The sequence below is a fragment of the Marinomonas lutimaris genome, from assembly GCF_019426345.1.
Lineage (GTDB): Bacteria > Pseudomonadota > Gammaproteobacteria > Pseudomonadales > Marinomonadaceae > Marinomonas > Marinomonas lutimaris.
The window spans coordinates 1-23,686 of record NZ_JAHLLW010000009.1 but is presented as its reverse complement, the minus strand read 5'-3'; the positions used below and the strand labels follow the sequence as shown (position 1 = coordinate 23,686).

Sequence of the window (23,686 nt, the reverse complement as noted above, 5' to 3'; positions counted from 1 at the left end):
TCTCTTTATAAATAAAAAAGGCATGGAAGTTACTTACCATGCCTTCAAGTTTGATTGCGCCATTCTAACGGTTTAAGACAAGGTTGTCTCAAACAAGGCCAACAATTTTTCACTGTCGACTTCCATACAAACCTGCGTCATTGGCACATCGCTCCAATGAGGCTCTGGGAAGCTCATGCCTTGAGGCGCAAAAATCGTTTGACCGATACCAATGCCTTCGCAAGCAACACGCACCGCTCCCAACTCAACACCAAAAATACTTGGGTCCATTACATAAGCAATGGTTGATGCATCATGGAAGTAGCAACCATCCATATCAAAACGACTACTGTAGAAATTAATATAATGCTGAGCACAATCGTACAAGAAACCACCTTCCGTCGGATTGGCTTTCTTAATACGCTCTAATACAGAATTGTCTAATAACACCTGATGAGTAACATCTAAACCAATCATAGTCACTTGCCACGCTGCGGTGAAAACTTTGTCTGCCGCATGTGGGTCATTCATGATATTGGCTTCTGCAACAGGCGACACGTTACCGTATTCAATTGCAGTACCACCCATAAGAACCACTTCGTCAACCAGATTTGCCACTTCAGGATCAAGCTCTAACGCTTTTGCCAAGTTGCCTAGTGGCCCAAGAGCGATAATGGTGACTTCACCCGGAAATTCACGCACGGTATCAACGATAAACTGCGCCGCGCTTTTCTCGATTGCCTTACCTTTTGGTGCCGGCCAATCAATGTTACCGAAACCATCTTTACCATGAACAAAATCTGGGTGTGGACGTGGTGCAATCTTACTTGGTACCGCTACACCTTTGGCAACTGGTACGCTTACTTTCGCGATCTCAGTTAAAGTGATGGCGTTTTGTGTTGCCAAATCCACAGACACATTACCAAACGTCGTGGTTAGACCCAATACATCAAGCTGTGGCGCTTGAAAGGCGAAGAAGATCGCCATTGCATCATCTATGCCTGGATCCGTATCAATAATAATCTTACGAGCCATGTTTTTGTTCCTCTTTTAACTATTCATTGTTGGCTATGTATTTCTGGCTAAGCATTCTTAGCGAATTCTTTTTAGCTAACTGTTTTTGGCAAGAAAAGCCGTCACTTCATCTTGTGTCGGTATAGATGACGCTGCACCCAAACGAGTAACGCAAATAGCAGAAGCTGCGCAGGCACGAGTAATGGCTTGCTTCATGTCTTCGCCATTCATGATGGAAGACAAGCAGAAACCAATAAAGGTATCACCCGCCGCTGTCGTATCTAGGGCATCCACAGAAAAAGCTTTTACCTTCACGCTTTCATTACCGCTGAAATAACATACCCCCGCTTTCCCAAGGGTCATCAACACCTCTAATTCTGGATAAGCTTTTGGAAACGCTTCAATAGTGCTGTCTATATCCGTTGTACCAATTAAGTCCATGGCTTCAACTTCGTTAACAATCAATAAATCAACAAAACCAAGCACTTTTTTGGTTAATTCAGCGTCCATTGGTGCTGGGTTAAACGCAACCTTAACTTTGCTCTCTTGCGCTTTGCGCATGATATATTCGATAAGGTTAGTTTCATTTTGCAGCAATACCCAATCACCTGCGTTTGCTTGCGACAAAACTTGATCAACTTGTTCTTCCGTCAATGCATGGTTCGCGCCTTGGTACAAAATAATCGAGTTTTCTGCTTCTTTGGTTAGCTGAATAATCGCATGACCCGTTGGCACATCAATTTGCTTTATCAGACCTGTATCGACACCAAGGGACTCTAACTGATCAATAACAGCTTGATCACTGTGATGAATCGCACCGACATGCTTTACATCAGCACCTGCTTTAGCAAGTGCAACAGATTGATTTGCTCCTTTACCACCCAACAAACACTGATAGCTATTAGAAGCCATTGTTTCGCCAGGTCGAACAAAATGATCTAGCTGATAAAGGTGGTCGAGGTTAATCGAACCAAAGTTATAAATTGTCATAATTCTCTTCCTTCAGATCAGTATGCATCGTATCGGCACATTTCATTCTACTGTTCATTCTGCAAAGCGACATGCTATGTCAATTAACCAGCGAATACTGACCAAGTGTACAAAAATAAAAAACGCTCCAATTCTGCAAGAATGGAGCGTTTTTTGAAAGCTTATTTTTCTAAATCAACAAGTGCTTACTTGTCGCTATCTAGAAAACCACGACCTTTCTGAGCGGCAATACGCATACGTAATGCGTTTAGCTTGATAAAGCCAGCTGCATCTTTCTGATCGTAAGCACCAGCATCGTCTTCAAAAGTAGCAATTTTGCTGTCGAACAAGCTGTTTTCAGACTGACGACCAACAACACTTACGTTACCTTTGTACAATTTAAGACGTACTGTACCGTTTACATACTTCTGAGATGTGTCGATCAAAGCTTGCATCATACGACGCTCTTCTGACCACCAGAAGCCGTTGTAGATCAATTTAGCGTAACGAGGCATCATCTCATCTTTCAAATGCGCCGCTTCACGGTCAAGAGTAATAGACTCAATCGCGCGGTGTGCTTTCATCATGATAGTGCCACCAGGTGTTTCATAGCAACCACGGGCTTTCATACCAACAAAACGGTTTTCTACGATATCAACACGACCAATACCATTCGCGCCACCAACTTTGTTTAATGTTTCCAAGATAGTTGCTGGAGACATTGCTTCGCCATTGATAGAAATAGGATCGCCTTTCTGGTAACCAATTTCGATGTAAGTTGGTTCGTTTGGAGCATTTTCTGGAGAGACAGACCAACGCCACATGTCGTCTTCTGGCTCTGTCCATGGATCTTCCAACTGATCACCTTCAAAAGAAATGTGCAGTAAGTTAGCGTCCATAGAGTAAGGAGATTTTTTCTTTTTAGTAGAAAAATCAACTGGGATTTTGTGTTCTTCACAGTATGCCATTAGGGTTTCACGAGACGTTAGATCCCATTCACGCCAAGGAGCAATTACCTTAACGCCAGGTTTCAATGCGTAAGCGCCAAGCTCAAAACGTACTTGGTCGTTACCTTTGCCTGTTGCGCCGTGAGAAATGGCATCGGCACCTGTTTCATTGGCGATCTCGATCAAGCGTTTAGCGATCAAAGGACGCGCAATAGACGTACCTAATAGGTATTCGCCTTCGTAAATAGTGTTGGCACGGAACATAGGGAAAACGAAGTCGCGAACAAATTCTTCGCGCAAATCTTCAATGTAGATTTCCTTAATACCCAACGCTTGAGCTTTAGCACGAGCTGGTTCAACTTCCTCACCCTGACCCAAATCAGCGGTAAAGGTAACCACTTCACAGTTATACTCTTCTTGAAGCCACTTCGCGATTACGGAAGTATCCAGGCCGCCAGAATAGGCAAGCACTACCTTCTTCACGTCAGACATTATCTCTATTCTCCTCAACGAGCTCGCGCTCCCTCACCAGTGCTTTCAAACCAGAACATGGCGGCGCAAAAAATTTAAAAAAGGGGCTGTAAGTGTAAGATCTCGATTCTTGCTTAGCAAGTAAAAAGCCCCGTTTTGCTCAGATAATTCAGCAAAACGGGGCTCTTTTAGTAAATCAGATAAATCTGTAATACTTTATAAATTAACTCGACTCAGATGACTTCTCTAAGCGAATCGTGACTCGTCGGTTACGTTCTCGGCCTTGAGCGGTATTATTTGTGGTCGAAGGATAACGTTCACCATGATAACGAGAAATTATTTTTCCAGCCGGCACACCTTTCTCAAGTAAATACGACGTTACTTTTTCTGCTCGTACTTTTGACAATTCACGGTTATCTCGGCGAGAACCAATAATATCCGTATGGCCATCAATATAGATGTATTCCACACTTGGATCAGAAGAAACATACAAGGCTACCAGATCCAAACGTGCCTTAATTCGATCTGTAAGGTTCACGCCATTGGTTGGAAATAATGCTGCAGTTCTAGCAATCTGGTCGTAGTTCACTGGCAACAAGCTAGACAGGCAGCGTCTAAATTCATTGTAAGCAGGCGCAAAGTTAATATTCGACAAACCTACTTCTATTGTCTCACGATTATTTTCCCAAGCTGTTCCAGCCACGACTGGATGACGCCCACGATCCAAGCTAGAGAGCATTCTCTCTGCTACTTTGCCACCGACTTCAACCGTCAACCCATAGCCAGGATAAGGCAAAATATCTAAGGTTTCTGGCTTTAAACCCGGCGACCAATCTGGTGCTTGGGAAATAATATAAACCTGACCGGGACCAAGCTTTTCATTCTGCGGCTGCAAAATAAACTTCATCGGTTCGCCCGCTTCTTTTATAAAGTGACCTTCTCCGTAATTCGGCACGGGGTGCGTTAAACTGCACGAAAAAATATCGCCCGAAAGTAGCCACTCAGAGTCCGAAATACCGGATTGGTAGTGAGTTATGGCGTTGGCCTGCGTAAATGGCATGCCAGCAGCCAATAAAAATGTGGTGCGAATTAGAAGTTGTTGGGGAATTCCCATTTAGACATCTCGTTCAAGCATTATCAAATGTGTTATGATCCGATCCTATTGTATACCGTTACTGTTGATCAAGCGGCAGAATTAAGGACCTTCTTTTGTCAAACCATGAAATCAAAGATAGATTCCGCGGCTTCCTACCTGTTGTTATCGACGTAGAAACCGCAGGCTTTAATCAAAAAACCGATGCTTTACTAGAAATGGCGGCCAGCATCCTAAGAATGGATGAAAATGGCGACTTATATATCCATGAAACATTGGAATTTTTGATTAAGCCATTTGAAGGCGCAAACCTTGAAAAAGCAGCGCTAGACTTTACTGGCATTGATCCTTTTGCGCCTGGCAGACAAGACATGCCAGAAACAGAGGCTATCAATCAAATGTTTACGAAAGTTCGTAAAGAACTAAAGTCTGTAGGTTGTAAACGTGCCATTTTAGTTGGCCACAACGCGGCTTTTGATCACGGATTTTTAAATGCAGCGATTGAACGTGCTGACATTAAGCGTAATCCATTCCACCCTTTCTCTAGCTTCGATACCGCAAGCCTAGCGGGTTTGGTGTTTGGGCAAACGGTATTGGCAAAAGCCTGTGAAGCAGCGTCTATTCCGTTTAGCAACTCCGAAGCACACTCAGCAAAATATGATACAGAAAAGACCGCTGAACTATTTTGTGAAATGGTTAACCGCTTGAAACGTCTTGGCGGCTGGCCACTGGTTGAAAACGAAGCAGAAGATAGCATGGCGGCTATTTTCAACTCAGGAAAATAGCGCCACAATAAGAATGGGCTTGAGTCACCAAAGCCCATTTTTTCTTTATCTATTAAGTAGGCATTACTATGCAAGGAAAGCGAATCTTATATCTGATGCTGGGGTGGTTTTCTCTGATCACTGGCATTATTGGTATTTTCCTTCCCTTACTTCCCACAACACCGCTGGTGTTACTCGCTGCTTGGTGTTTCTCTCGATCCTCGGTACGATTCCACACATGGTTGATTGAACATAAATTCTTTGGCCCGATTGTTCGTGACTGGCAATCTTCTGATGGTATTCCTCGTAAAGCAAGAAACCGCGCCATCATTTTTATGTGGGCAGGCATGGCGATTTCGATCTTTATTGTTTCTCGCTTATGGGCAACCGTTGGACTAATTACCATAGGGCTATGCGTCAGCATCTATTTATTACGTATGCCTCTTCGTTCGGAAACCCCGATTGCCACAGAAGCTGAAGAGTCATTAAAAAGCCCAAAAGACAAAGACGAGACCAGCTAACTCATATTCACTTATTGACTGTTTAGAAAGCAGGAAGGCACTTTATGATAACACGCCGACATTTTCGACATTTTGTCTTTTATCCATTTGCAGCTCTGACAGGCTTAACTACTGCAACCTGGCTAGCAGCGCCATTTGTAGCTGAACACTACCTCACGGCCTATTTTCAAGAACAAGGTGAAGACCTTAGCATTGGCAAGCTGTCTATTGACTTTTTTCCACCTAAAGTAGATTTAAAAGACGTAGTCATCAATGACAAAAACCAAGACACCTTAACGCTTAAGCGCGCTATTGTTGAAATCGAAATATGGCCTTTATTTACTAAGACAGTCCATATTTCAGAAGCTAAGATTGAAGGTTTAAATCTGACTGTCGCTCAACAGGAAAAAGACTGGATTGTTGCGGGCATTAATACCTCTCAATTTATCACGCCTGAAGATCAAAAAGAGCCGGAACCTGAGTCGGAAAAAAACACAAGCACGCCTTGGAACATCAAACTGCCTTCGTTTTCCTTTACAGACAGCCAAGTTAATTTATCCCGCCAGCCGGACTTAAACGTACCCGCTGAATCCGATAAATTCGTCTTAACAAATTTGTCTATTGAAGACCTATCCGGCCAAGAACTCACTTGGCAAGGTGAAATTGCTTTATCAGCTCTAATTAATGAAACGACGCTGTCTGTAGATGGCCAATTTGACTACTCACCAGAACAAGCCAGCGCAGACGTCGATATTAAAAATACACGAGTGCAGATAGAAAGCTTTCGTCACTTTTTGCCTGCGCCTTATAACGAAGGTCAAGGTAAATTAGACCTCTCAGCAGGTTTTCAATTTACTCAGCAACACATTAATGGCGTACCTGTTTTTGATATTAACAATCTAACTCTAAACACCCAAGTTGACGATCTAGATTTACCTTTAGGTCAGCAAGACAAAGCTACAACAAAATCTACATCGCTAGTGCTTTCAAAAGCCAATATCCACTTTGCCTCCGCCGATCAGTTAGCGGCAACAGGAACACTTAACTTACAATCAACGCAGTCATTCTTTGCACAAGCAGATTTAGTAGCACAATTTGATAAGCTAACCCTAAACACGCCGTTCGATGTTAAACGTGATAAGCAGGGATTAGCAGCAAATGGAAAACTAGATTTGCAGTTAGAACAGCCGCTCTTCACTCAGGCAGAACAAAAAGTACAACTTGATAAGCTTGTGCTGAACACGCCATTCGACATAAAGCAAAGTGATGAATTTGGGCTAACCGCGACAGGCGACCTTGATTTACAGTTAGGCAAGTCCTTCTTTGCTCAAGCCGAGCAAAAAGCACAATTTGATAACCTAACACTAAAGACACCCTTCGATATCACACAGAATGAACTTGGGTTAGCTGCGACCGGCGACCTTGATTTACAGCTTGGGAAATCCCTCTTTGCTCAAGCCGAGCAAAAAGCACAATTTGACAACCTTACATTGAAAGCACCATTTGATGTAAAACAGGATAAGCAATCAGGCCTCAGTGCAAAGACCACCTCTTCTGTATTGAACATGGATGAGCTTTCTCTTTCATCAGAAAGCCTTGCTGTACAAAACAAACAACTGCACATTGCATTAAACGATGTGGCTTTTACTATGGATAACAATGAAGCCCTAACCGCCGCTCTACTTGCCAACATCCAAAGCAATGGCTTATCCGTACAACAAGCAGGAAACACAGCCGACTACGACACATTCAATTTATCAAACACACTTGCTCTGCAAAAAAACAGCGACTCACTTGCTGTTCAAAACAAGCAATTAACGATAGATATTAAAGGTCTAAAGGCGCAACAAAGTGACGAAAAACAATTCTCGTTAAGTGCGGCCAAACTCACAGCAGACCAATTGGATGTAGAACAAGCTAATCAGCAACCTCCAGCAATAAAAGGCACTAACCTTAACTTCACCAGTGAATCGCTAGACAGCATGCTAACGAATAAAAAGCGCATTGCTTCTTGGAAAAATGCCGACATCAGCGGCCTTTCGTTTACTCAACAAGATAAAGACTTTGACGCCTCGTTAACGCAGTTAAGTGTTATAGATTTAACCGTTTCCGAACTGGTTGCAGATGCAGGTAGCAAACAAACTCTCCCACCATTAAGCCGCATTGGTAGTATCAAGGTTGAAAACGTTAATGCGACGCAAGATGGCGCTAAAATCAAACAGATCACCACAGATTCAGCCAAAGTCAGCCTGATTTTGGATGCGAAAAAACGCATAGAAAACCTAGTTTTCGTCGATGTAGATCAGCAACCCACCCCTGAGCCTGCATTAAAAAACCCTACGGTTCCGCGAGAAAAAGACGCTAAAAACGTCATCAGCAATACACAGGATGCCGAACAAAACCCCGCTTTTAAAGCACCTTATTTCGTCATTCTAGATGCTTACGACACCACTGGAGAATCCAGCATTTATGTTAAAGATAAGAGCATTTCGCCGATGCTGCAACGCACTTTAGACATAGACACATTGTCATTGCGTAATCTAAATACACAGAAAAAAGACCAAGCAACGGTACTTGCGCTAAAAGCTCGTAACGGCAAATACGCAACACTGCAAAGTGATATCACAGTTTGGCCTCTAGCAGAGGAATTAACTCTAAAGAGCGATTTGGTAATTCGTGAAGCAGAGCTTCCACCTTATTCTTCTTATATTGCTAGCGTCTTAGGTTATCAAATAGATTCTGGGCAATTAGATCTCGATTTAAAACTCAATGCAGACAAAGGAGTGTTGAGTGGCAACTCTCACATTTTATTACGAGAATTCGATCTAGGTGGCCGCCAAGACAGCAGCACGGTTATCAAAGCAGGCGCCGTTCCTCTCAATATTGCCGTTGGCGTCCTAAAAGACAGCGATAACAATATTGATCTAGATATTCCACTTTCTGGCGACATTGAAAACCCAGCATTCGGTTGGCAAGACTTCTTGCTGTTACCGGTTCGAAAAGCGCTATTTAGTGCATCGAGTACCTACTTGATGCAAACTTTTGTGCCATACGCTAATGTTATTAGCATTGCGCAATTTGCTGGCGACCAGCTGCTTAAAATTCGCGTAGAGCCTTTGATATTTGAAGCCGAGGATGATGAGCTAAACGATTCCCAAGATGCCTTTTTAACTCAGTTGGTTGCTTTGATGAAAGACAAAAAAGACAGTCAATTAAAAGCATGTGGAGTCGCCAGCTACCGCGATCTAGGCCTTGAGAATCCGCCAGTATCTATAGACGACGACACAAAAGAAACAGCAAGAGAATTGGCGCAGAAGCGAGCAGATAATTTAAAAGATTATTTAGTCAAGGAAGGGATTGCGTCTTCACGCGTTCTCCTCTGCTCACCTGAGATTGATCTATCGAAAAGTAGTAAACCAAGGATAGAACTGAACTTCTAGGCACCTATTTTTAGACACTCTTTAAAAAAAATCAAACCAAGCTAGCCGCGATAGATGTTTCTATCGCGGCTTTTTAATGTCAAAAAGACGCAAAGAAACCCACCAAATAGTGCAACATCCTCTAGACTTAAATTCCCCCATTGAAAACCAAAATAAACAGGCCATAACTATATAAGCAGCGTTTGAAATCCCTATGTAGCAAAGTAATTGATTTGAATATGTTAAAGACTCAATAAAGCATGACCAACATCAAGAGAAGACAAACCAAACTAGGTTAGTCTTAAACGAAAGCTAGCAAGTATAGGAGGCAATTATGCCGATTGAAGACCATAATTTAGTAAACGAATTTCCTGAATATAAAGATGACATCCACCAGCTAAAAATGGACGATGCGCACTTTAAAAGACTCTATGACGAATACAACCACTTAACAAAAGAAGTGGAAAAGATGGAGCAGGAAATCATCCCAGCGACCACAATCGAAGAAGAAAAGTTAAAGAAACAACGCCTGCAGCTAAAAGACACTATACAAGGCTACATTAAAGCATCGAAACTCGCTGCTGAAAAAGCGTAACAGCAACACCGCCACAAAGAACACCTTCCCAAAGAGCGGTTTTAGTTTTTAAAACCGCTCAACTTACTTCCCGATGAACTAGCTCAGATAATCCAGAAACGCCCTTCTCTCCACACCATTTCTAATACTGCATTAGCGTTAAAACGGCCAATTTTGTATTTTGAAGCTTTTGTAAATCCATTCTCATTTGTAAACGAATATCATAAACATTAATATACGCAACTCACTCACTTCAACTTGGTTTTCCTATGACGTTAAGAACCACCTTAATGATGATGCAAGCATGTGGAGCGCTTGCTTTTTCTACTGTGATTTTTGCCGAAAATGCTGCAAGCAACATCACACAAGACAGTTATCTCAATGATGGAGATAACAAAGTTAAGGATGGATCCAACATAGAGCTTCAAACACTTCAGGTACAAGGTCGCGCGCTATCCTATTACAAAGAAGATGAAGCCGCCCTAGCCACTCGAACTTCCACCCCAATAGACGAAACACCTCAATCTATTCAAATCGTGACAGAAGAGCTCATTGAAGACCAAGCCGCGAGACAAATCACGGACTTATATCGCTCTATTTCAGGCATGTCGCAAAACAATGTCTCCACAGTAACATTACGAGGTTTTAGCCAAGACGAAGTACTCTACGACGGTCTGAAAGGCGACCCTTTTGGCGACTTTTCTATTCCTCAACTGTTCACCATAGAACAAATACAAGTCCTTAAAGGACCATCTGGTGCAATCTATGGCGCAGGTGAACCCGGCGGCGTCATAAACTATGTGACGAAAAAGCCGACTTATGAACAAAAAAACACCCTAAAAGTCAGTGCGGGCAATAAAGACTTCTTGAGTGGCAGTATTGAATCATCTGGTCCTGCCAATGAAGATGCATCGCAACGCTACCGTGTTGGTATTTACTCCGATGGACAAAACTCCTACCGCAATAATGTTGAAGAAGAAAACCGCATTATTGACCTTGGTTACGCTTGGGACATCGATGAAAACAACACACTCACCGTTCAATACACGGACATCCATCAATACCTTTCTGGCGCCCGCTTACGGGGTATTCCTACTGATGACGAGGGCAACTTCCTAGCCGACACTTCTTGGAACAATAACGAAAAAAGTGATTACCAAGAACTGGATGCCCAAGTCTTTCAAGCACGCCTAGACCACAGCATCAACTCATGGCTAGAGAGCAATGCGTCTGTTCGTTACTTCGAAAACACGGAAACCCAGAAATACCATGAGTCTAAAGGTCTTGATACGACCGATAGCGATAAAGTGAAACGAGAATTTCGTGACCAAGTCCGTTCTCGCGAAGGCATTACGCTTGCAGGTAATTTAATCGCAGAGCTAGGTGATCATACCGTGTTAGTCGGGAGTGATTATTTCCATCAGAAAAACGATTTCCTTTATCACAAAACGACCAAAGGTGTTGCCGAGCTAAGTCTAAGCAATCCTGTTTATGGTCAAGACGATATCAGTGCCTATGACATGGCTCTCCAAACAAATGAAAGCACCACAACGGATCAAATTGGCTTATACGTTCAAGACCAATGGCAAGTCACCGATCGCCTAGATTTCCTTGCTGGTGCACGAATAGATCGTATCGAAGAAAAATACGATGGTTACAAACTAAAAACGGGGACCACAAAAGCAAACTACAAGGACACAGGCTACTCTAGCCGCATTGGCGCGACGTATAAACTCAATGACAACTGGAAACCCTACACCTCTTTCTCCACTGGATTCGTACCACAAGACGCAGCCGACCAACAAAAGTCAGCCGATGGCAGCTTGTTTGATCCAGAGGAAAGTCAGCAATTTGAAGCAGGTGTAAGAAGTTATTGGTTTAACAACAAGCTCAACGTGAATCTTGCTGCTTATCACATTGTCCGCAAAAACATCCTACAAGAAGACCCGAATGACAGTGACTTGTTGGTTTCATTTGGCAAAGTGCGCAGCCAAGGTGTCGAACTGGATATTCTCACAGACATCACACCTCGCTGGGTAGCCAATATCAGTTACGCCTACAACGATGTGAAAGTAACTGATGCTGCAGAAGGCGTATATTTTGCTAACACCCCTTATCATCAACTTGGCCTTTGGAGTCGCTACGACTTCCCTAGCATAGATTCCTCTATTGCTGTTGGCGCAGATTACGTTAGCCAACAAAAGAACCGAGATGATCAAATAGTCAAACCTTACACTGTTTATGACATGTCATGGCAGACAAAATGGCAGGATTGGAAATTCCAGCTGAACATCAAAAACTTGTTAGATAAAGAATATGCTGTTAGTGGCTTTACCAAAAACATAGGATCATTCGTCGGTGAACGACGTCGCGTTTACGTCACCGCTGCCTATGACTTTTAGCTGAGTAAAGAAGCAATAACAGGGGCAGATTCCTTGAGCCTATTAAAGGAATCTGCCCCTTTAACTTTACTCTGTCATTTCTAATATTTGACCTAGATCAAACCGAGCTTATTTAAGTCACCAATCCCGCCATCATCACTTGAGTTCAATTAACACACAGGTAAACTCCGCCCGTTTTGATCGGTCGGTGCGCCTTATGTCTCAAGAAAAAATGTCTCAGCAAAAAAGCTTCATGCCAGAATTACTCTCTCCAGCAGGTTCGTTAAAAAATCTGCGTTATGCCTTCGCCTACGGAGCCGATGCCGTTTACGCAGGCCAGCCACGGTACTCCCTAAGAGTGCGCAATAACGAGTTTGATCTAGAAAAGCTGGGCATTGGCATAAATGAAGCACACGAGCTGGGCAAAAAACTCTACGTGGTCAGCAATATCGCACCCCATAACGCGAAACTGAAAACCTACTTACAAGACTTAGCACCGGTCATTGATCTCAAACCAGACGCGCTCATCATGTCTGATCCAGGCTTAATAATGATGGTGCGTGAAGCCTTTCCCGATCAACAAATTCACCTATCAGTACAAGCCAATGCGGTCAATTGGGCTACCGTGAAATTCTGGCAACAACAAGGCATTTCCCGCGTTATTTTGTCCCGTGAACTATCGCTAGATGAAATTGAAGAAATTCGCTTAAAAGTACCCGACATGGAACTGGAAGTCTTCGTTCATGGTGCGTTGTGTATGGCCTACTCTGGCCGCTGCCTGTTATCGGGTTACATGAACAAACGCGACCCAAACCAAGGCGCTTGCACTAATGCCTGCCGATGGGAATACAACGCCCACGAAGCAACACAAGACGAAACAGGTCAGATCATTGCCAGCAGTGCCGCTTCATCAAAAACTCCAGCGTCTGCAGTGCAAATTCAACAGCCAAGCGATCAGCTCTTTTTGTTACAAGAACGCGGTCGTCCAGACGAATATATGCCTGCGTTTGAAGACGAACAGGGCACCTACATCATGAACTCAAAAGACTTGCGCGCCATTCAACACGTTGAACGACTCGTAAAAATGGGCGTACATTCTCTAAAAGTGGAAGGTCGTACAAAGTCTTTTTATTACTGCGCCAGAACGGCACAAATCTATCGCAAAGCCATTAATGACGCCGTCGCAGGTCGCCCTTTTGATGCCAGTCTCATGAGCAGCTTAGATAACCTAGCAAATCGTGGTTACACAGATGGCTTCTTGCAACGCCATCGTCATGTGGACCTACAAAACTATGAAACAGGTAATTCCATCAGTGACAAACAGCAGTTTGTCGGTGAAGTCATTGCAACCCATGACGACTCACTCACTATTGAAGTGAAGAACCGCTTCAGTGTTGGGGATTCTTTGGAATTAATAACACCAAAAGGCAATGTCACTTTTGCATTAGGCGAACTAAATGACAAACAAGGTCGCCCTATCGACGTAGCAAAAGGCAGTGGTCATGTGGTGTCTATTCCTTGCCCGCAAGGTATTGATGCTTCCATGGGGATCCTAATGAGAAACCTATCGGAAGGGCAAACCACCCGCCAACCTCACGCCAGCGCGACGGCGTAGAGGCAAGGCCATGGCATTACTCATTAACGACCGATGCATAAACTGCGACATGTGTGAACCAGAATGTCCTAACGACGCCATTACCATGGGCGCCAAGATTTATGTCATTGATCCAGATAAATGCACAGAGTGCGTTGGTCACTACGACCAACCCACCTGTGTCGCCGTCTGCCCGATAGACTGTGTAAAACCCGATCCAGACAGACGCGAAACAGAAGAAGCACTATACGAAAAGTTTGTTGAGATGCATTTTGATACCAGCGTTTAACGTCCAGCCAATATCCAAAACATCTTAAGCCGCTGGCAAGTTCTGCGCTAACCATTGTTGGAATTGTGCTTTCGGTAGCGCGCCAGATAAACGAGCTACTTCTTTGCCATGATGGAAGATCATCAAAGTCGGAATAGAACGAATATTATAGCCACCGGCCGTCGTTTGATTCTGCTCAGTATCTAACTTCAAGAAACAAGCTTTTGTCGACATCTCGCTGGCTACCTGTTCAAAAATAGGCGCGAATTGCTGACACGGCCCACACCAAGATGCCCAAAAGTCCACCACAACAGGAAGGTCATTATCATTGATGTAGCGTTTAAAATTATTATCACCGCCCATTATGGGCTGTGTTGAAAGAACGGGCTTTTTACACTTGCCACAAAGAGGCTTATTACCAAGTTTATCTTTCGGTACGCGATTCTTCGTACTGCAACTTTGACAAACTATTTGAATAGGTGAATTGGTCATTTTGAGCCTCGTGATTAAATGCTTTTATTCATAAACAGAACGGAATTAAATCGAAATACTGCATGTTTGCCAACCTAGAAAAGCAAAAAGCGAATCATTGATTCGCTTTTTGTCACCTTCGTAAGACTGATTCAACTCACGTCACTAAGCTATTCTTCTGCATCAGCATGAGAGACGGCTTGAAAACCATCCATCTGCTCGAAGTTTTCCATCCAAAAATAGGAACTCACCAAGCTAAACTGGCGGGTTGTGCCTTCGTCTGCAACTTGCTTAAGTTGCCAAACAAGACCCGGCGCTTCAGGAAACTGTGTGCCTTTGATTTGATCTTCATATAAGCGATTGATTAACGCATCATCGCCTTGCCCACTCGCCAATAAACGTACAATCGATGAATGTAACGACTCATCAAAAATTGCCATATCTTCAACATGTTCAGCGGTAACCGTAATGGCAAACTCAACACCCGTTGGCTTCGCGAAAGTGCCATTAAAGGCCTCGCGCAACAAGGCATAAGCACTAAAAAAACGCTCATGAAACAGACAATCTGGATACTCTTCCCACGAACGGTCATCAAGCATATCGTGGCTAATTTGATCTACCTTGCCTTTCGATAACTCAGGAAATAAATGCGTTAATACCGCCTTTGCCGCATCCGCAGGCTCAAGATCGTTCAGCGACATCATGCACATCTCGCGGAGCTCTGCTGCATCCATTTTCTCGACATCATCGTCGAAATCCATAATGCTCAAAAGAGCACGATAATCTTCGTCAGACCACGCGTTTGGAATCTTGCTAATTTTCTGAAAGGAATCAATTTGAACGGTAAACTTAGCTTGCATCGAGCACTCCTATTTGAACGCTAACATTGCAGGAAATAACACTGGTAGGCTTTGTAAGTAGCCAATATTGATCTTAATAAAGAAACAGACCGAGTAACCAATGTACAGGGAGTGGAAGCAAGATGCTATCTATCGGAAAAAATGTTTTGAGCAGTGATTACACCTGAATCAAAGTAGTAAAAAATCAGGATCCATGCGAACGACTAAGCTAAAAGCTTACAAAGCCATTTAGAATCGAAAAAATAAGAAAATAAAGAAATTTACAAGAACGAGCAAAACCAGAGGAATGTTATTTTTATTCTCTCGGTCGTTGCTGTAGGAAATTGCTGCAGGAAAGCGAGGCTTACTTTTTAACAGGAAAAGTGCGGTACCAATCAAGATTGTCTACTTCCATGTCTACTGGTGCTTTAGCTGCTTTCTCACTGCTTTTAAAAAGGCTAACTAGCTTACCAAACAAACCGTTAAGGCCTGCGATTTTTACATTGCCTAACACATGAGAAGATAAGGATTTGCTATCTAATGCGTTCATAATAAACACTCCGAATAAAAATGTATGAGTAGATGAAATTATTTACTAATACAATTTTAATCGGAGATAAACATCCTAACAAACGATGCTTTTTCACTCAGGTGTTTAGTTTTCTTCAACTATTGGGGCACTAAATGGATTTTTCTTAGAAAACAAAAAACAGCATCACAATTCCAAATGCCAGGACCCCAAATAAAATAGGCAAACCCATAGAGCGAGTTCGAGTCCAAACACCGTAAGTAACCAGTATCCCAACCCCAGTCGCTAGCCATGACAAAGCCCCAGAATGAGCAGGAACTAACGAAGTACCGAACATCGCGGCAATCATGGTTGGCCCCAGTATGGTTAACCAAGTCGGCATTGAGCCAACGCCGTCCTCCGTTTGTCTTTTCGCCAAGCTTCGCTTCATCCAAATATAGGGTAAAAGACGAATTAAATAGGTACCAATGGCAATGCTAGCAAGCGCCAGCCACATAGACATTTCCATACTTATTGCCCTCCCATATCGCGCTGATTTTTCAGAGCGTAGAACAAGGCTGCGCCACACAAAGCCGCTAACGGAATAGCGACATTTGGGTAACCTGACACTTTCAAAATAACAGCGCTAACAGCAGACAAAGCGATCGTTAATGTCCACAAGCGATTATTACAACGCGGCACAATTAAAACGAAAAACAGAGCTGGTAGTGCAAATGGCAAAATATCGTTGATTAATGGCCACCGTTGCGTCAACTCTCCACCCGCAATGGCACCCAGTGCGGTTCCTGCAATCCAGCTCAACCAGGCCAACACCGCTGCACCTGTGTACCAACCTATCCGCGCCTGATCTGGAAGCTGAGGCAAACGTGCGTGAGCCAGCGCAAAAATTTGATCGGTCAAACCATGCATTAGTGGCAACCACTTTTTATCTTGGTTTAAGTAAGGAGAGAGATTTGGCCCATAAACAACATGTCGAGCGTTAATTAACAAAGTCATGATGACCACAAACCATAACGGCGCGCCAGAAGCCGCCATAGCAACAAAAAGAAACTGTGACGCGCCCGCATAAATAAAGGCAGAGATAAGAACAGTCTCTAACACACTAAAACCAGACTGAACGGAAATCAGACCAAACGAAATCGCCACAGGAATGTAACCGCCAAGCAGTGGAATCGCGTCTTTTACACCTTGTTTCCAAGGCGTTCCCGCAAGAGTTTGAGTTGCTGTATTCATGACTGTACCTCCTGTATGGCATCGTCCTGTTTAGCATCAGACTGTTTAGCATAAGTAATGACCATCATCAGCGTCGCCCATTCATCGCCCGTTTGATAACTGTGCGGAACATCGGCCGCAAAAGTATGGGCTTTGCCAATTTCCAACTGGCGTAAGTCATTACTTTCACCCGCCAGCAATTGCCCACTTATTAGGGTTATAGCTTCTGTCGTACCAGCAATATGCGGCTCTGATTGCTTAATAGTGTTCGGCGCGCAAGACATCCAATACACATCGACGCGCGGATTCCCCTCGCCCTGATCAATCAACCTGACCTGTACACCGTTTTCGCCCAGTGTCGACTCCACACTGGCCACAAGATCCCCAAACGGAACATTCAGTTGTACTGCCAAACGCCAAATCGTTTCTAAAGTCGGATTGCCCTCACCCTGCTCAATACGAGACAAATTAGACTTCGCCAGCCCAGCATCCAGAGCCAGCTGAGACAAAGACAACCCCTTTGCCATACGCAATTTTTGTATATTTCGCCCTAACGAGCCGAGAATCGGTTTATTCATAGTGCATCTCAAATTGTTCTTTATATAGAACGTTCTATATAAAGAACGAAAGAAAGTCAATGGAATTGTGGAAAATGGAGGGGGTTGAGAGGTGGAAACGAGTTCATCAGCTAATGCTTTGATGGACTCGTTATAGCTTGAGATATGTTTTGAGGATGTAAGGCTAACGCTGTTTGTGTCTTTGGTTTGAGGTGAAAAGCTTGAGTTGAAGTGCCGTTTGGACCAGATGAAAATTAGGTCTTATTTGCACCTGATTCCATTTAACTGACTCGATACCGTTGAACCACTTTACCATCCAAAATCAGCTCAGAACTTAACTCGCCGCCATTAGCAATAATCGTATTGGCCGATGCGGAGTTATCTTTATAGCAGTGAATATGAACAACACTTACGTCCATAGCATTAAGCTTTTCTATCGACAGCTTCATTAACAACTTACCCAAACCTTTGCCACGGTAAGATGGACGAATACCTAATCCAATATGACCACCACACTCTTCAATAGCGCTATTAAGGTAATGACGTAAATTAGTCACACCAAGCAACTGATCGCCTTCCACCAGCCACAAGGTTGTACTTGGCACAAAACCGTCAGGCAGATTTTTTCCCAAGGAAAAATCAGACAACTTCGCTAAAAGTGCATCAAAATCTTGATGATCAAAACCCATAGGAAAAGGGTAACGAACTTCATCACCCAACTCTTCGATGTACTCGTTATAACTTTGGATATATTTTGAGGATGGTAAGACTAAATCCATTTTGTCTCCAGTTTGATGTGGAATGCTGGGATTCTTAGGGGAGTTGGGACTGATTAAAAGCGATTCTATTTTTCATCTGACCCTAAATTATTAGGGCTCCTAAATGCCATTACCTTCCTCTTATTTTTAAACGACACGATATATAGTTTGATTGCCGAACACTTAACACCGCGTTAAGTAGTGAGCAACGCTCACCATATAACCTAAACCATTGTGCCGTAAACACGAAACCCAACCTTGAACTGAAAACACTAAGCGTTAGGAATCACTCTTAAATGCTTTGTTAGTATGATTTCAACAATAAGTACACAGGTCTATATCTTGGTCCATAGCGATGATGCCCCAACTTCATACGCCCCTGCTTTGCGATCTCAACAAGCTCGCTAAAAGTTATACATCGACTACTTTTTGCCAGTTCTATCAAAGCATTTTCACTATAAATTGCTTCAGGTGTATTTCTATATATAGAGCTAATTGGCGTTATATATGCTTCTTCTATAAATTGACTCATATTAAACCATACAAAGTTTTCATGCTTAGCAAGTTCCCAAAGATTAGACGCATCAATACTTCCTGATACGACTGGCACCCCTAAAGATTGAGTGATAATTTGAAACTCATCAAGTCCATAGAAAATGGATATTCCTGCTTCTCCAGTATCAGAAACTTTCGGTCTTCTTGGGAATAGCGCAATAACTTGAAAGTTATCTTTGCTATGTAGGTTTTTAGACAACTTTGTGAATTCACGCGTCGCGTAAGAAAACAATGGAATGACAGTATCAAAATGCTTTTCTAGAATACTAACTATTCGTGGGACAAGCATGTATTCCACTGTTCTTTCACTACAAAACGATGCCATTTATCCTCCTGATCACACTAACGCCTAGTGCAGCAACAGCTTGAGTAGTGGCGTTTTATGCTAGTGCTAGCGTAGCGAGCGGCACAAAAGAGCAATGGAACAAACTGTCTGACAAACACGATTGGTTAAGTCTCGTTTTACATTGATGATATAAATACATCAAGTTGCTCGCTAAGTTTTTCTGAGTTGTTTACCACTTGTTGCTTGTAGGATTCAATATCTGTTTCTAAATCCAGTTCTTTACGTATGCCTACCAGAACCGGTATTTGAAGTAGCACAATTACTTTCATTTCTTCTGCCACCTCTATCGCGAATTTCCTTGTGAGCTCATTTACGTTTTTCCAGCACTCATCTCTTTCATCAGTTAGCTCTTTTGACCTATTACTATGAAATTCAAAAGATTTGTTTAAGGCTTCGAAAACCACTTTGTTTGGCGCTCCAGATTCATTTTGGCTAGTCATTCCAGCTAAAATTCTCTTTATCTCTATTTGAGATTCGTCATAGTGATAATTTATGATATTTATGTCGCTTCTCGAATCATTAATAGGCGACACTTTAGCTAGCAACCTAAAAAATAGAACACTATATGCCAACACCAGATCATTTAATGCTTTTCCAGTTTCTTGCTCAGAAACTAAACCCAATTTCGCAGCTGAAGTAAAAAAGCCTTGAAGCCCTTCAGCGATATTAGTTTTAGTGAGATCTATTTGTGCAAGAGATCCAAGGTAATTATTTGCCTTAACTAATTCTTCAGCCGCACTCAAGTAAACTTCGCGCCTCACTGAAGCCTTTCTTTCAACTTTTTGGAGTTCTGCATCATGTTTTAACTGAATTTCCAATCTCTTTCTATTATTCCTGTTGGAGATTAAAACACCGAATAAAGTAATTAGCGAGCCCAATACTACCGACCAAATTGCTATTGGAATATCCTTCAAAGCTTCAATCATTGTAGTGCTCCTAATATAAAAGGCGTAACGCCGCGCTCTGCGGAAACGTGGGAGAGCTAGCGAGTAAATTTTCCATAGCAACACCTTGTTAGTAGGTAATTAAGCTTCTCGCTTGGAATTAGTGACGAAATTAGTGTTTGATAATGGTGATCGGTAATAATCCTCATCAAGAAACCTGAGAAGCATCTTCAGATCAGCTTTTTGATCAGGTAATTTTATCATTTCAACTTCACTTTCAATTACTGTTTCGAATGGAATATTAAATTCCAAAGCCACAGCTTTCATTTGATTCATTGGTACTGTACTTAATATTTCACTCTGCTGAATTAGTGAGATCTTCCTGCGAACCCAGCTATCAGAAATCGATAAAAGATGATCATTGTCTGTGACTTTTATATTTTCCAGACCAGAGAACTCAGTGATATCATCATTTGTGGCTTCTTTATAGTATTGTGTTAGATCAAAAACCTGACGTAATAGATGAAAGCTAAAGAACCTTAATTTTCCTTCAGTCAACGTTGCTGATAGCTTGGTATCTATTGATATCCCTATACCTTCAACTTTCTTATATACATCTACAGAATGAAATATTGAAAGGCCATTTGTTGATATGATTTTACGTTTGTCGAAATACTGAAGTAATATTCTTATGGAACCATCTTCGTTCTCATACCCAGAAAACAGAGCTTTAATTGATGTAAAGAAGTCATTATTAGGAATGACTTCTTCAACCCCTAAAGGGTTTCTTATTGAGTTTTCCAGATTATCTATATCATCGTAATTCTGTATAAATAAAGCTTCACCTGAGTCAGGCTTGTACTTACCATCAAACTCAATCTCTTCTTCTATAGCTGCATCGAAAGTCCTATCTTGACCTATAAGTAATCCAGACAGTTCTTCCTGTACATCTTCAGTAAGTTTAAATCGTACAATTCTATTTGCAGGATTATTTGTCAGAGCAAATAAATTTAGTAACATTAGTACTTCTCCATAAGCATGCTGTGTGAAATACATTTCACATTTTTGATATTTTTCGGATCTTTTAACTCTCGTTTTGTTAGAAGCGTGTAAACTACCCCGCTTTCCGATTCAACCTTATAAAATCTAAATTTGAACAAATATAAAAGAGGATGCGAAGGAATCGCTGTCATAAACCAAAGTACAGCAACTATAAGCGCTGAAATTGTTGAAATAATTGTAAAATCGAGTTCAACGGCTCGCATTATTATTGGAGCAATGTAGCTGGCGACAAATGCTAGCAAGAAGAAATCAGTTGACTCAATTTTCTTTGCTTGAAACCTAACGACTTCCGTCGATCTATTTGCTTTAGCCAAAATTAATAAAGGGATAATGGTACCAAGTACAGAGATAATAATTAGCTGGTAAACTGTAAAATCTACACCTTGAATTTGAAACCTGACAAACGCAAGTGCTAGCAAAGTCGGTGAAAAAGCCGATGTAAAGAGAAGTGTCTTAATCCAGTTTCGCATGATACTCCTTGAAAGTGCTAAAAAATAAAGACAGCGGTGCGAAGCATCTGCTGTCTTTATTTTTTAAGTAATTAAATTAATCGTAATTAATTGACTTGGTATCATCAGCTAACATTTCTTCTGCCTTGTTCAAAGATGCATGCACCCTAACCCCCTTAAGATCAGACGGATATTCAGGCCAAATATAATTAGCAACTGCTGGAGAGATCATCTCTCCAGCAGGCCCAGATGGAGGGGTTCCCACCAAGTCAAAATCATAAATACCACCTTCCGGAGGCATGATGTAAACATAGGGTACAAGATGTGTATTCGTCCATCCTGTGGTTGGGGATGATCCAAAAACAGTAATACTCAGCTGTGGCGGATTACTTTTGAGTAATGCCAAGTCGATATTGTTAACTCTTAGCAGTTTTGCGGTCATTGTAATTTCCTTTTTTAATGAAAGCGACTACTGCATAATTCAATCGCATGTTGGCGAACACTTAATATTTTAATAGTGCGCATGCGCGTTTAGACAATTTCTAAAACCTCGAAATATCCTTACAACCATATAAACAATAAAGACTTTATAAGAACATTAACAAAATTCAAAACTGGAAAAACGAGCATACGTGTTATTTAATTTATCCACAGCGCGTTATTTCGTCTGCCGATATTCTTATCCATTGATAGTAAAAGACTTTCTTACTTTCTACCAGTACAAAAAGCGCACAACGGGGTTTATTTAAAATGGCTAAACGCACAATAAAATAACCATTTTAAAAATAAACTGTATATACAGACATAAAATACATTTTTTATTCGCTCTGGATTCTTTGATTGTCGGGCTAAAGCCGCGACCTATCCTAGGCCATAAGAGCTTGATTTCCGCCTTCGCGGAAATGACGTGTCTCGGCCATCCATGGAGCTTCGTTGTTGGATTTGGTTCTCGCACTGTTAGTCTTGAATTAACCGAATAAGTCAGTTCGATGCGACAAAGATGTGCGCCAACATGAGATTGTTATGCAGTGGGTGCCTCTAGGCTATAGTTATCTAGCCCTTCGCAATTATAGAGGTCTACATTTTTCTCTGGCGTCATGCCAAGTTTCTTTAAAACAGCTTTAGAACCAACATTATCGACCATTGAAACGCCATAAAGCTTTTCGTGTTCAGTGTTATCGAAAAACCAAGTTGCCAACGCTCTTGCTGCTTCCGTAACAAAGCCTTTCTCTTCAAACTCTTTGGTGATACCGAACCGAATATCCACATATTTTGGGTTTGGAGCGTATTCAGCACCAACAAAACCGAGTTTGATGCGAGGGTTATCTTTCAAACAAATAATAAAAGTACCGAACTCATTATTCTCCCAATGAGCAATGCGCTTATCTAAGTACGCTTTCTGTTGGATTTGTGAATATGGCGCTTCATTTGGAAGGTACTTAGTTTGTTTAGGACACGAGAGTATTTCAGAAATGACATCCAGATCATTTTTGTTTGGTTTAAGCAGAATCAATCGTTCAGTTTCTAGCATTTTCCCTTTCCGTTACATGGCATTTTAATAGTACGAATGTTCGATTATCTCTAGGCGATGAGTCACTCTCAATGAATACTAAAAGACTTCCTTACTCCCTACCAGCACCAACGCGAAATACTGTGATTATTTTCAAATGACATTGAAAACACAAAACAAATCGTATATCAGAAATTCCGCGTCGGGCTGAAGCCGCGACCTACCCAAGACCATAAGAGCTTGATTCCCGCCTTCGCGGGAATGACTTGTCTAAGCCGTTTGTTATTGGGTTTGGTTCTCGCACTGTTAGTCTTGAGTTAACCAAAGAATTAAGTTCACTGCAACAGAGTAACTCCCGACGATTAGCTAGGATGAAGTCAGTTCGACGCGACGAAGTTGCGCGACTTTATGGAGTTTCAGAGTCATTGCTTGAAGACCTATCTCGCACCAAGTTAACAATCTATGCCTTACGATAAAAGTCGTGTTGCTAAACGCTACCTTAAACAAAGTAAATGAGACGTTTGGGCGAAAGCCCGATAAA

24 protein-coding genes are annotated in these 23,686 nt (G+C 42.1%); 7 read left to right on the top strand and 17 right to left on the bottom strand.

Translation table 11 applies throughout. The features are described 5' to 3' along the window. Positions 1-72: 72 nt before the first annotated feature. From KPL72_RS11880 to KPL72_RS11865, 4 genes are all read right to left on the bottom strand, one after another. Positions 73-1,014, bottom strand: coding sequence for a nucleoside hydrolase (locus KPL72_RS11880; protein WP_212918317.1), 942 nt, complete (start codon positions 1,012-1,014; stop codon positions 73-75). 75 nt (positions 1,015-1,089) lie between these two features. Then, entirely contained in the window at positions 1,090-1,983 is an 894-nt protein-coding gene (locus KPL72_RS11875; RefSeq protein ID WP_219702886.1) for a ribokinase, read from the bottom strand. Between the two features lie 185 nt (positions 1,984-2,168). Beyond that, the gene (locus KPL72_RS11870; protein WP_219702885.1) at positions 2,169-3,401 is read right to left on the bottom strand and encodes an argininosuccinate synthase; all 1,233 of its coding nucleotides are present in this window, start codon (positions 3,399-3,401) and stop codon (positions 2,169-2,171) included. Between the two features lie 202 nt (positions 3,402-3,603). Beyond that, entirely contained in the window at positions 3,604-4,494 is an 891-nt protein-coding gene (locus tag KPL72_RS11865) for a flagellar protein MotY (RefSeq protein ID WP_212918314.1), read from the bottom strand. A 95-nt stretch (positions 4,495-4,589) separates the two neighbouring features. Here KPL72_RS11865 and rnt point away from each other — a divergent pair, with 95 nt between their 5' ends. The 7 genes from rnt (at position 4,590) to KPL72_RS11830 (ending at position 13,994) form a co-directional block, all read left to right on the top strand. Next, complete coding sequence (gene rnt / locus KPL72_RS11860; RefSeq protein WP_212918313.1) at positions 4,590-5,258, top strand: ribonuclease T; 669 nt, start codon at positions 4,590-4,592, stop codon at positions 5,256-5,258. 68 nt (positions 5,259-5,326) lie between these two features. Continuing rightward, positions 5,327-5,758, top strand: coding sequence for a YbaN family protein (locus KPL72_RS11855; RefSeq protein WP_219702884.1), 432 nt, complete (start codon positions 5,327-5,329; stop codon positions 5,756-5,758). 44 nt (positions 5,759-5,802) lie between these two features. Further along, the gene (locus tag KPL72_RS11850) at positions 5,803-9,177 is read left to right on the top strand and encodes a DUF748 domain-containing protein (RefSeq protein ID WP_219702883.1); all 3,375 of its coding nucleotides are present in this window, start codon (positions 5,803-5,805) and stop codon (positions 9,175-9,177) included. Positions 9,178-9,490: 313 nt separating this feature from the next. Continuing rightward, the gene (locus KPL72_RS11845; RefSeq protein ID WP_219702882.1) at positions 9,491-9,751 is read left to right on the top strand and encodes an HP1242/YdcH family protein; all 261 of its coding nucleotides are present in this window, start codon (positions 9,491-9,493) and stop codon (positions 9,749-9,751) included. Positions 9,752-9,999: 248 nt separating this feature from the next. Further along, the gene (locus KPL72_RS11840) at positions 10,000-12,132 is read left to right on the top strand and encodes a TonB-dependent siderophore receptor (protein WP_219702881.1); all 2,133 of its coding nucleotides are present in this window, start codon (positions 10,000-10,002) and stop codon (positions 12,130-12,132) included. Positions 12,133-12,328: 196 nt separating this feature from the next. Next, positions 12,329-13,726, top strand: a complete 1,398-nt coding sequence (gene trhP, locus KPL72_RS11835) for a prephenate-dependent tRNA uridine(34) hydroxylase TrhP (RefSeq protein ID WP_249422227.1) — start codon at positions 12,329-12,331, stop codon at positions 13,724-13,726. A gap of 10 nt (positions 13,727-13,736) precedes the next feature. Then, positions 13,737-13,994 (top strand): YfhL family 4Fe-4S dicluster ferredoxin, encoded by a 258-nt coding sequence (locus KPL72_RS11830; protein WP_114411839.1) that lies wholly within the window; start codon positions 13,737-13,739, stop codon positions 13,992-13,994. 24 nt (positions 13,995-14,018) lie between these two features. Here KPL72_RS11830 and trxC read toward each other — a convergent pair whose 3' ends face one another. The 13 genes from trxC to KPL72_RS11765 form a co-directional block, all read right to left on the bottom strand. Then, positions 14,019-14,465 carry a thioredoxin TrxC gene (trxC, locus tag KPL72_RS11825; protein ID WP_219702880.1) on the bottom strand — a complete coding sequence of 149 codons (447 nt, stop codon included), beginning with the start codon at positions 14,463-14,465 and terminating at the stop codon, positions 14,019-14,021. A 149-nt stretch (positions 14,466-14,614) separates the two neighbouring features. Beyond that, positions 14,615-15,304 carry a hypothetical protein gene (locus KPL72_RS11820; protein WP_219702879.1) on the bottom strand — a complete coding sequence of 230 codons (690 nt, stop codon included), beginning with the start codon at positions 15,302-15,304 and terminating at the stop codon, positions 14,615-14,617. A gap of 343 nt (positions 15,305-15,647) precedes the next feature. Further along, entirely contained in the window at positions 15,648-15,833 is a 186-nt protein-coding gene (locus KPL72_RS11815; RefSeq protein WP_212918305.1) for a hypothetical protein, read from the bottom strand. A 145-nt stretch (positions 15,834-15,978) separates the two neighbouring features. Beyond that, positions 15,979-16,320, bottom strand: coding sequence for an AzlD domain-containing protein (locus tag KPL72_RS11810; RefSeq protein WP_219702878.1), 342 nt, complete (start codon positions 16,318-16,320; stop codon positions 15,979-15,981). A gap of 2 nt (positions 16,321-16,322) precedes the next feature. Then, positions 16,323-17,045 (bottom strand): AzlC family ABC transporter permease, encoded by a 723-nt coding sequence (locus tag KPL72_RS11805; protein ID WP_219702877.1) that lies wholly within the window; start codon positions 17,043-17,045, stop codon positions 16,323-16,325. Next, positions 17,042-17,602, bottom strand: coding sequence for a helix-turn-helix domain-containing protein (locus tag KPL72_RS11800; RefSeq protein ID WP_219702876.1), 561 nt, complete (start codon positions 17,600-17,602; stop codon positions 17,042-17,044). Before KPL72_RS11800 ends, KPL72_RS11805 begins: the two co-directional genes overlap by 4 nt. A gap of 260 nt (positions 17,603-17,862) precedes the next feature. Further along, the gene (locus KPL72_RS11795) at positions 17,863-18,360 is read right to left on the bottom strand and encodes a GNAT family N-acetyltransferase (protein WP_219702875.1); all 498 of its coding nucleotides are present in this window, start codon (positions 18,358-18,360) and stop codon (positions 17,863-17,865) included. Between the two features lie 283 nt (positions 18,361-18,643). After that, positions 18,644-19,219: a hypothetical protein gene (locus KPL72_RS11790; RefSeq protein ID WP_219702874.1), complete on the bottom strand. Its 576-nt coding sequence runs from the start codon at positions 19,217-19,219 to the stop codon at positions 18,644-18,646. 137 nt (positions 19,220-19,356) lie between these two features. Next, positions 19,357-20,166, bottom strand: coding sequence for a hypothetical protein (locus KPL72_RS11785; RefSeq protein ID WP_219702873.1), 810 nt, complete (start codon positions 20,164-20,166; stop codon positions 19,357-19,359). 99 nt (positions 20,167-20,265) lie between these two features. Then, a complete protein-coding gene (locus KPL72_RS11780; RefSeq protein WP_219702872.1) occupies positions 20,266-21,144 on the bottom strand; it encodes a Kiwa anti-phage protein KwaB-like domain-containing protein in 879 nt (292 codons plus the stop codon). Beyond that, positions 21,144-21,656, bottom strand: coding sequence for a hypothetical protein (locus KPL72_RS11775; protein ID WP_219702871.1), 513 nt, complete (start codon positions 21,654-21,656; stop codon positions 21,144-21,146). The genes KPL72_RS11780 and KPL72_RS11775 overlap by 1 nt, the downstream gene beginning before the upstream one ends. 76 nt (positions 21,657-21,732) lie before the next feature. Then, positions 21,733-22,077: a hypothetical protein gene (locus tag KPL72_RS11770; protein ID WP_219702870.1), complete on the bottom strand. Its 345-nt coding sequence runs from the start codon at positions 22,075-22,077 to the stop codon at positions 21,733-21,735. A gap of 579 nt (positions 22,078-22,656) precedes the next feature. After that, entirely contained in the window at positions 22,657-23,166 is a 510-nt protein-coding gene (locus tag KPL72_RS11765; RefSeq protein ID WP_219702869.1) for a GNAT family N-acetyltransferase, read from the bottom strand. Positions 23,167-23,686: the final 520 nt, after the last annotated feature.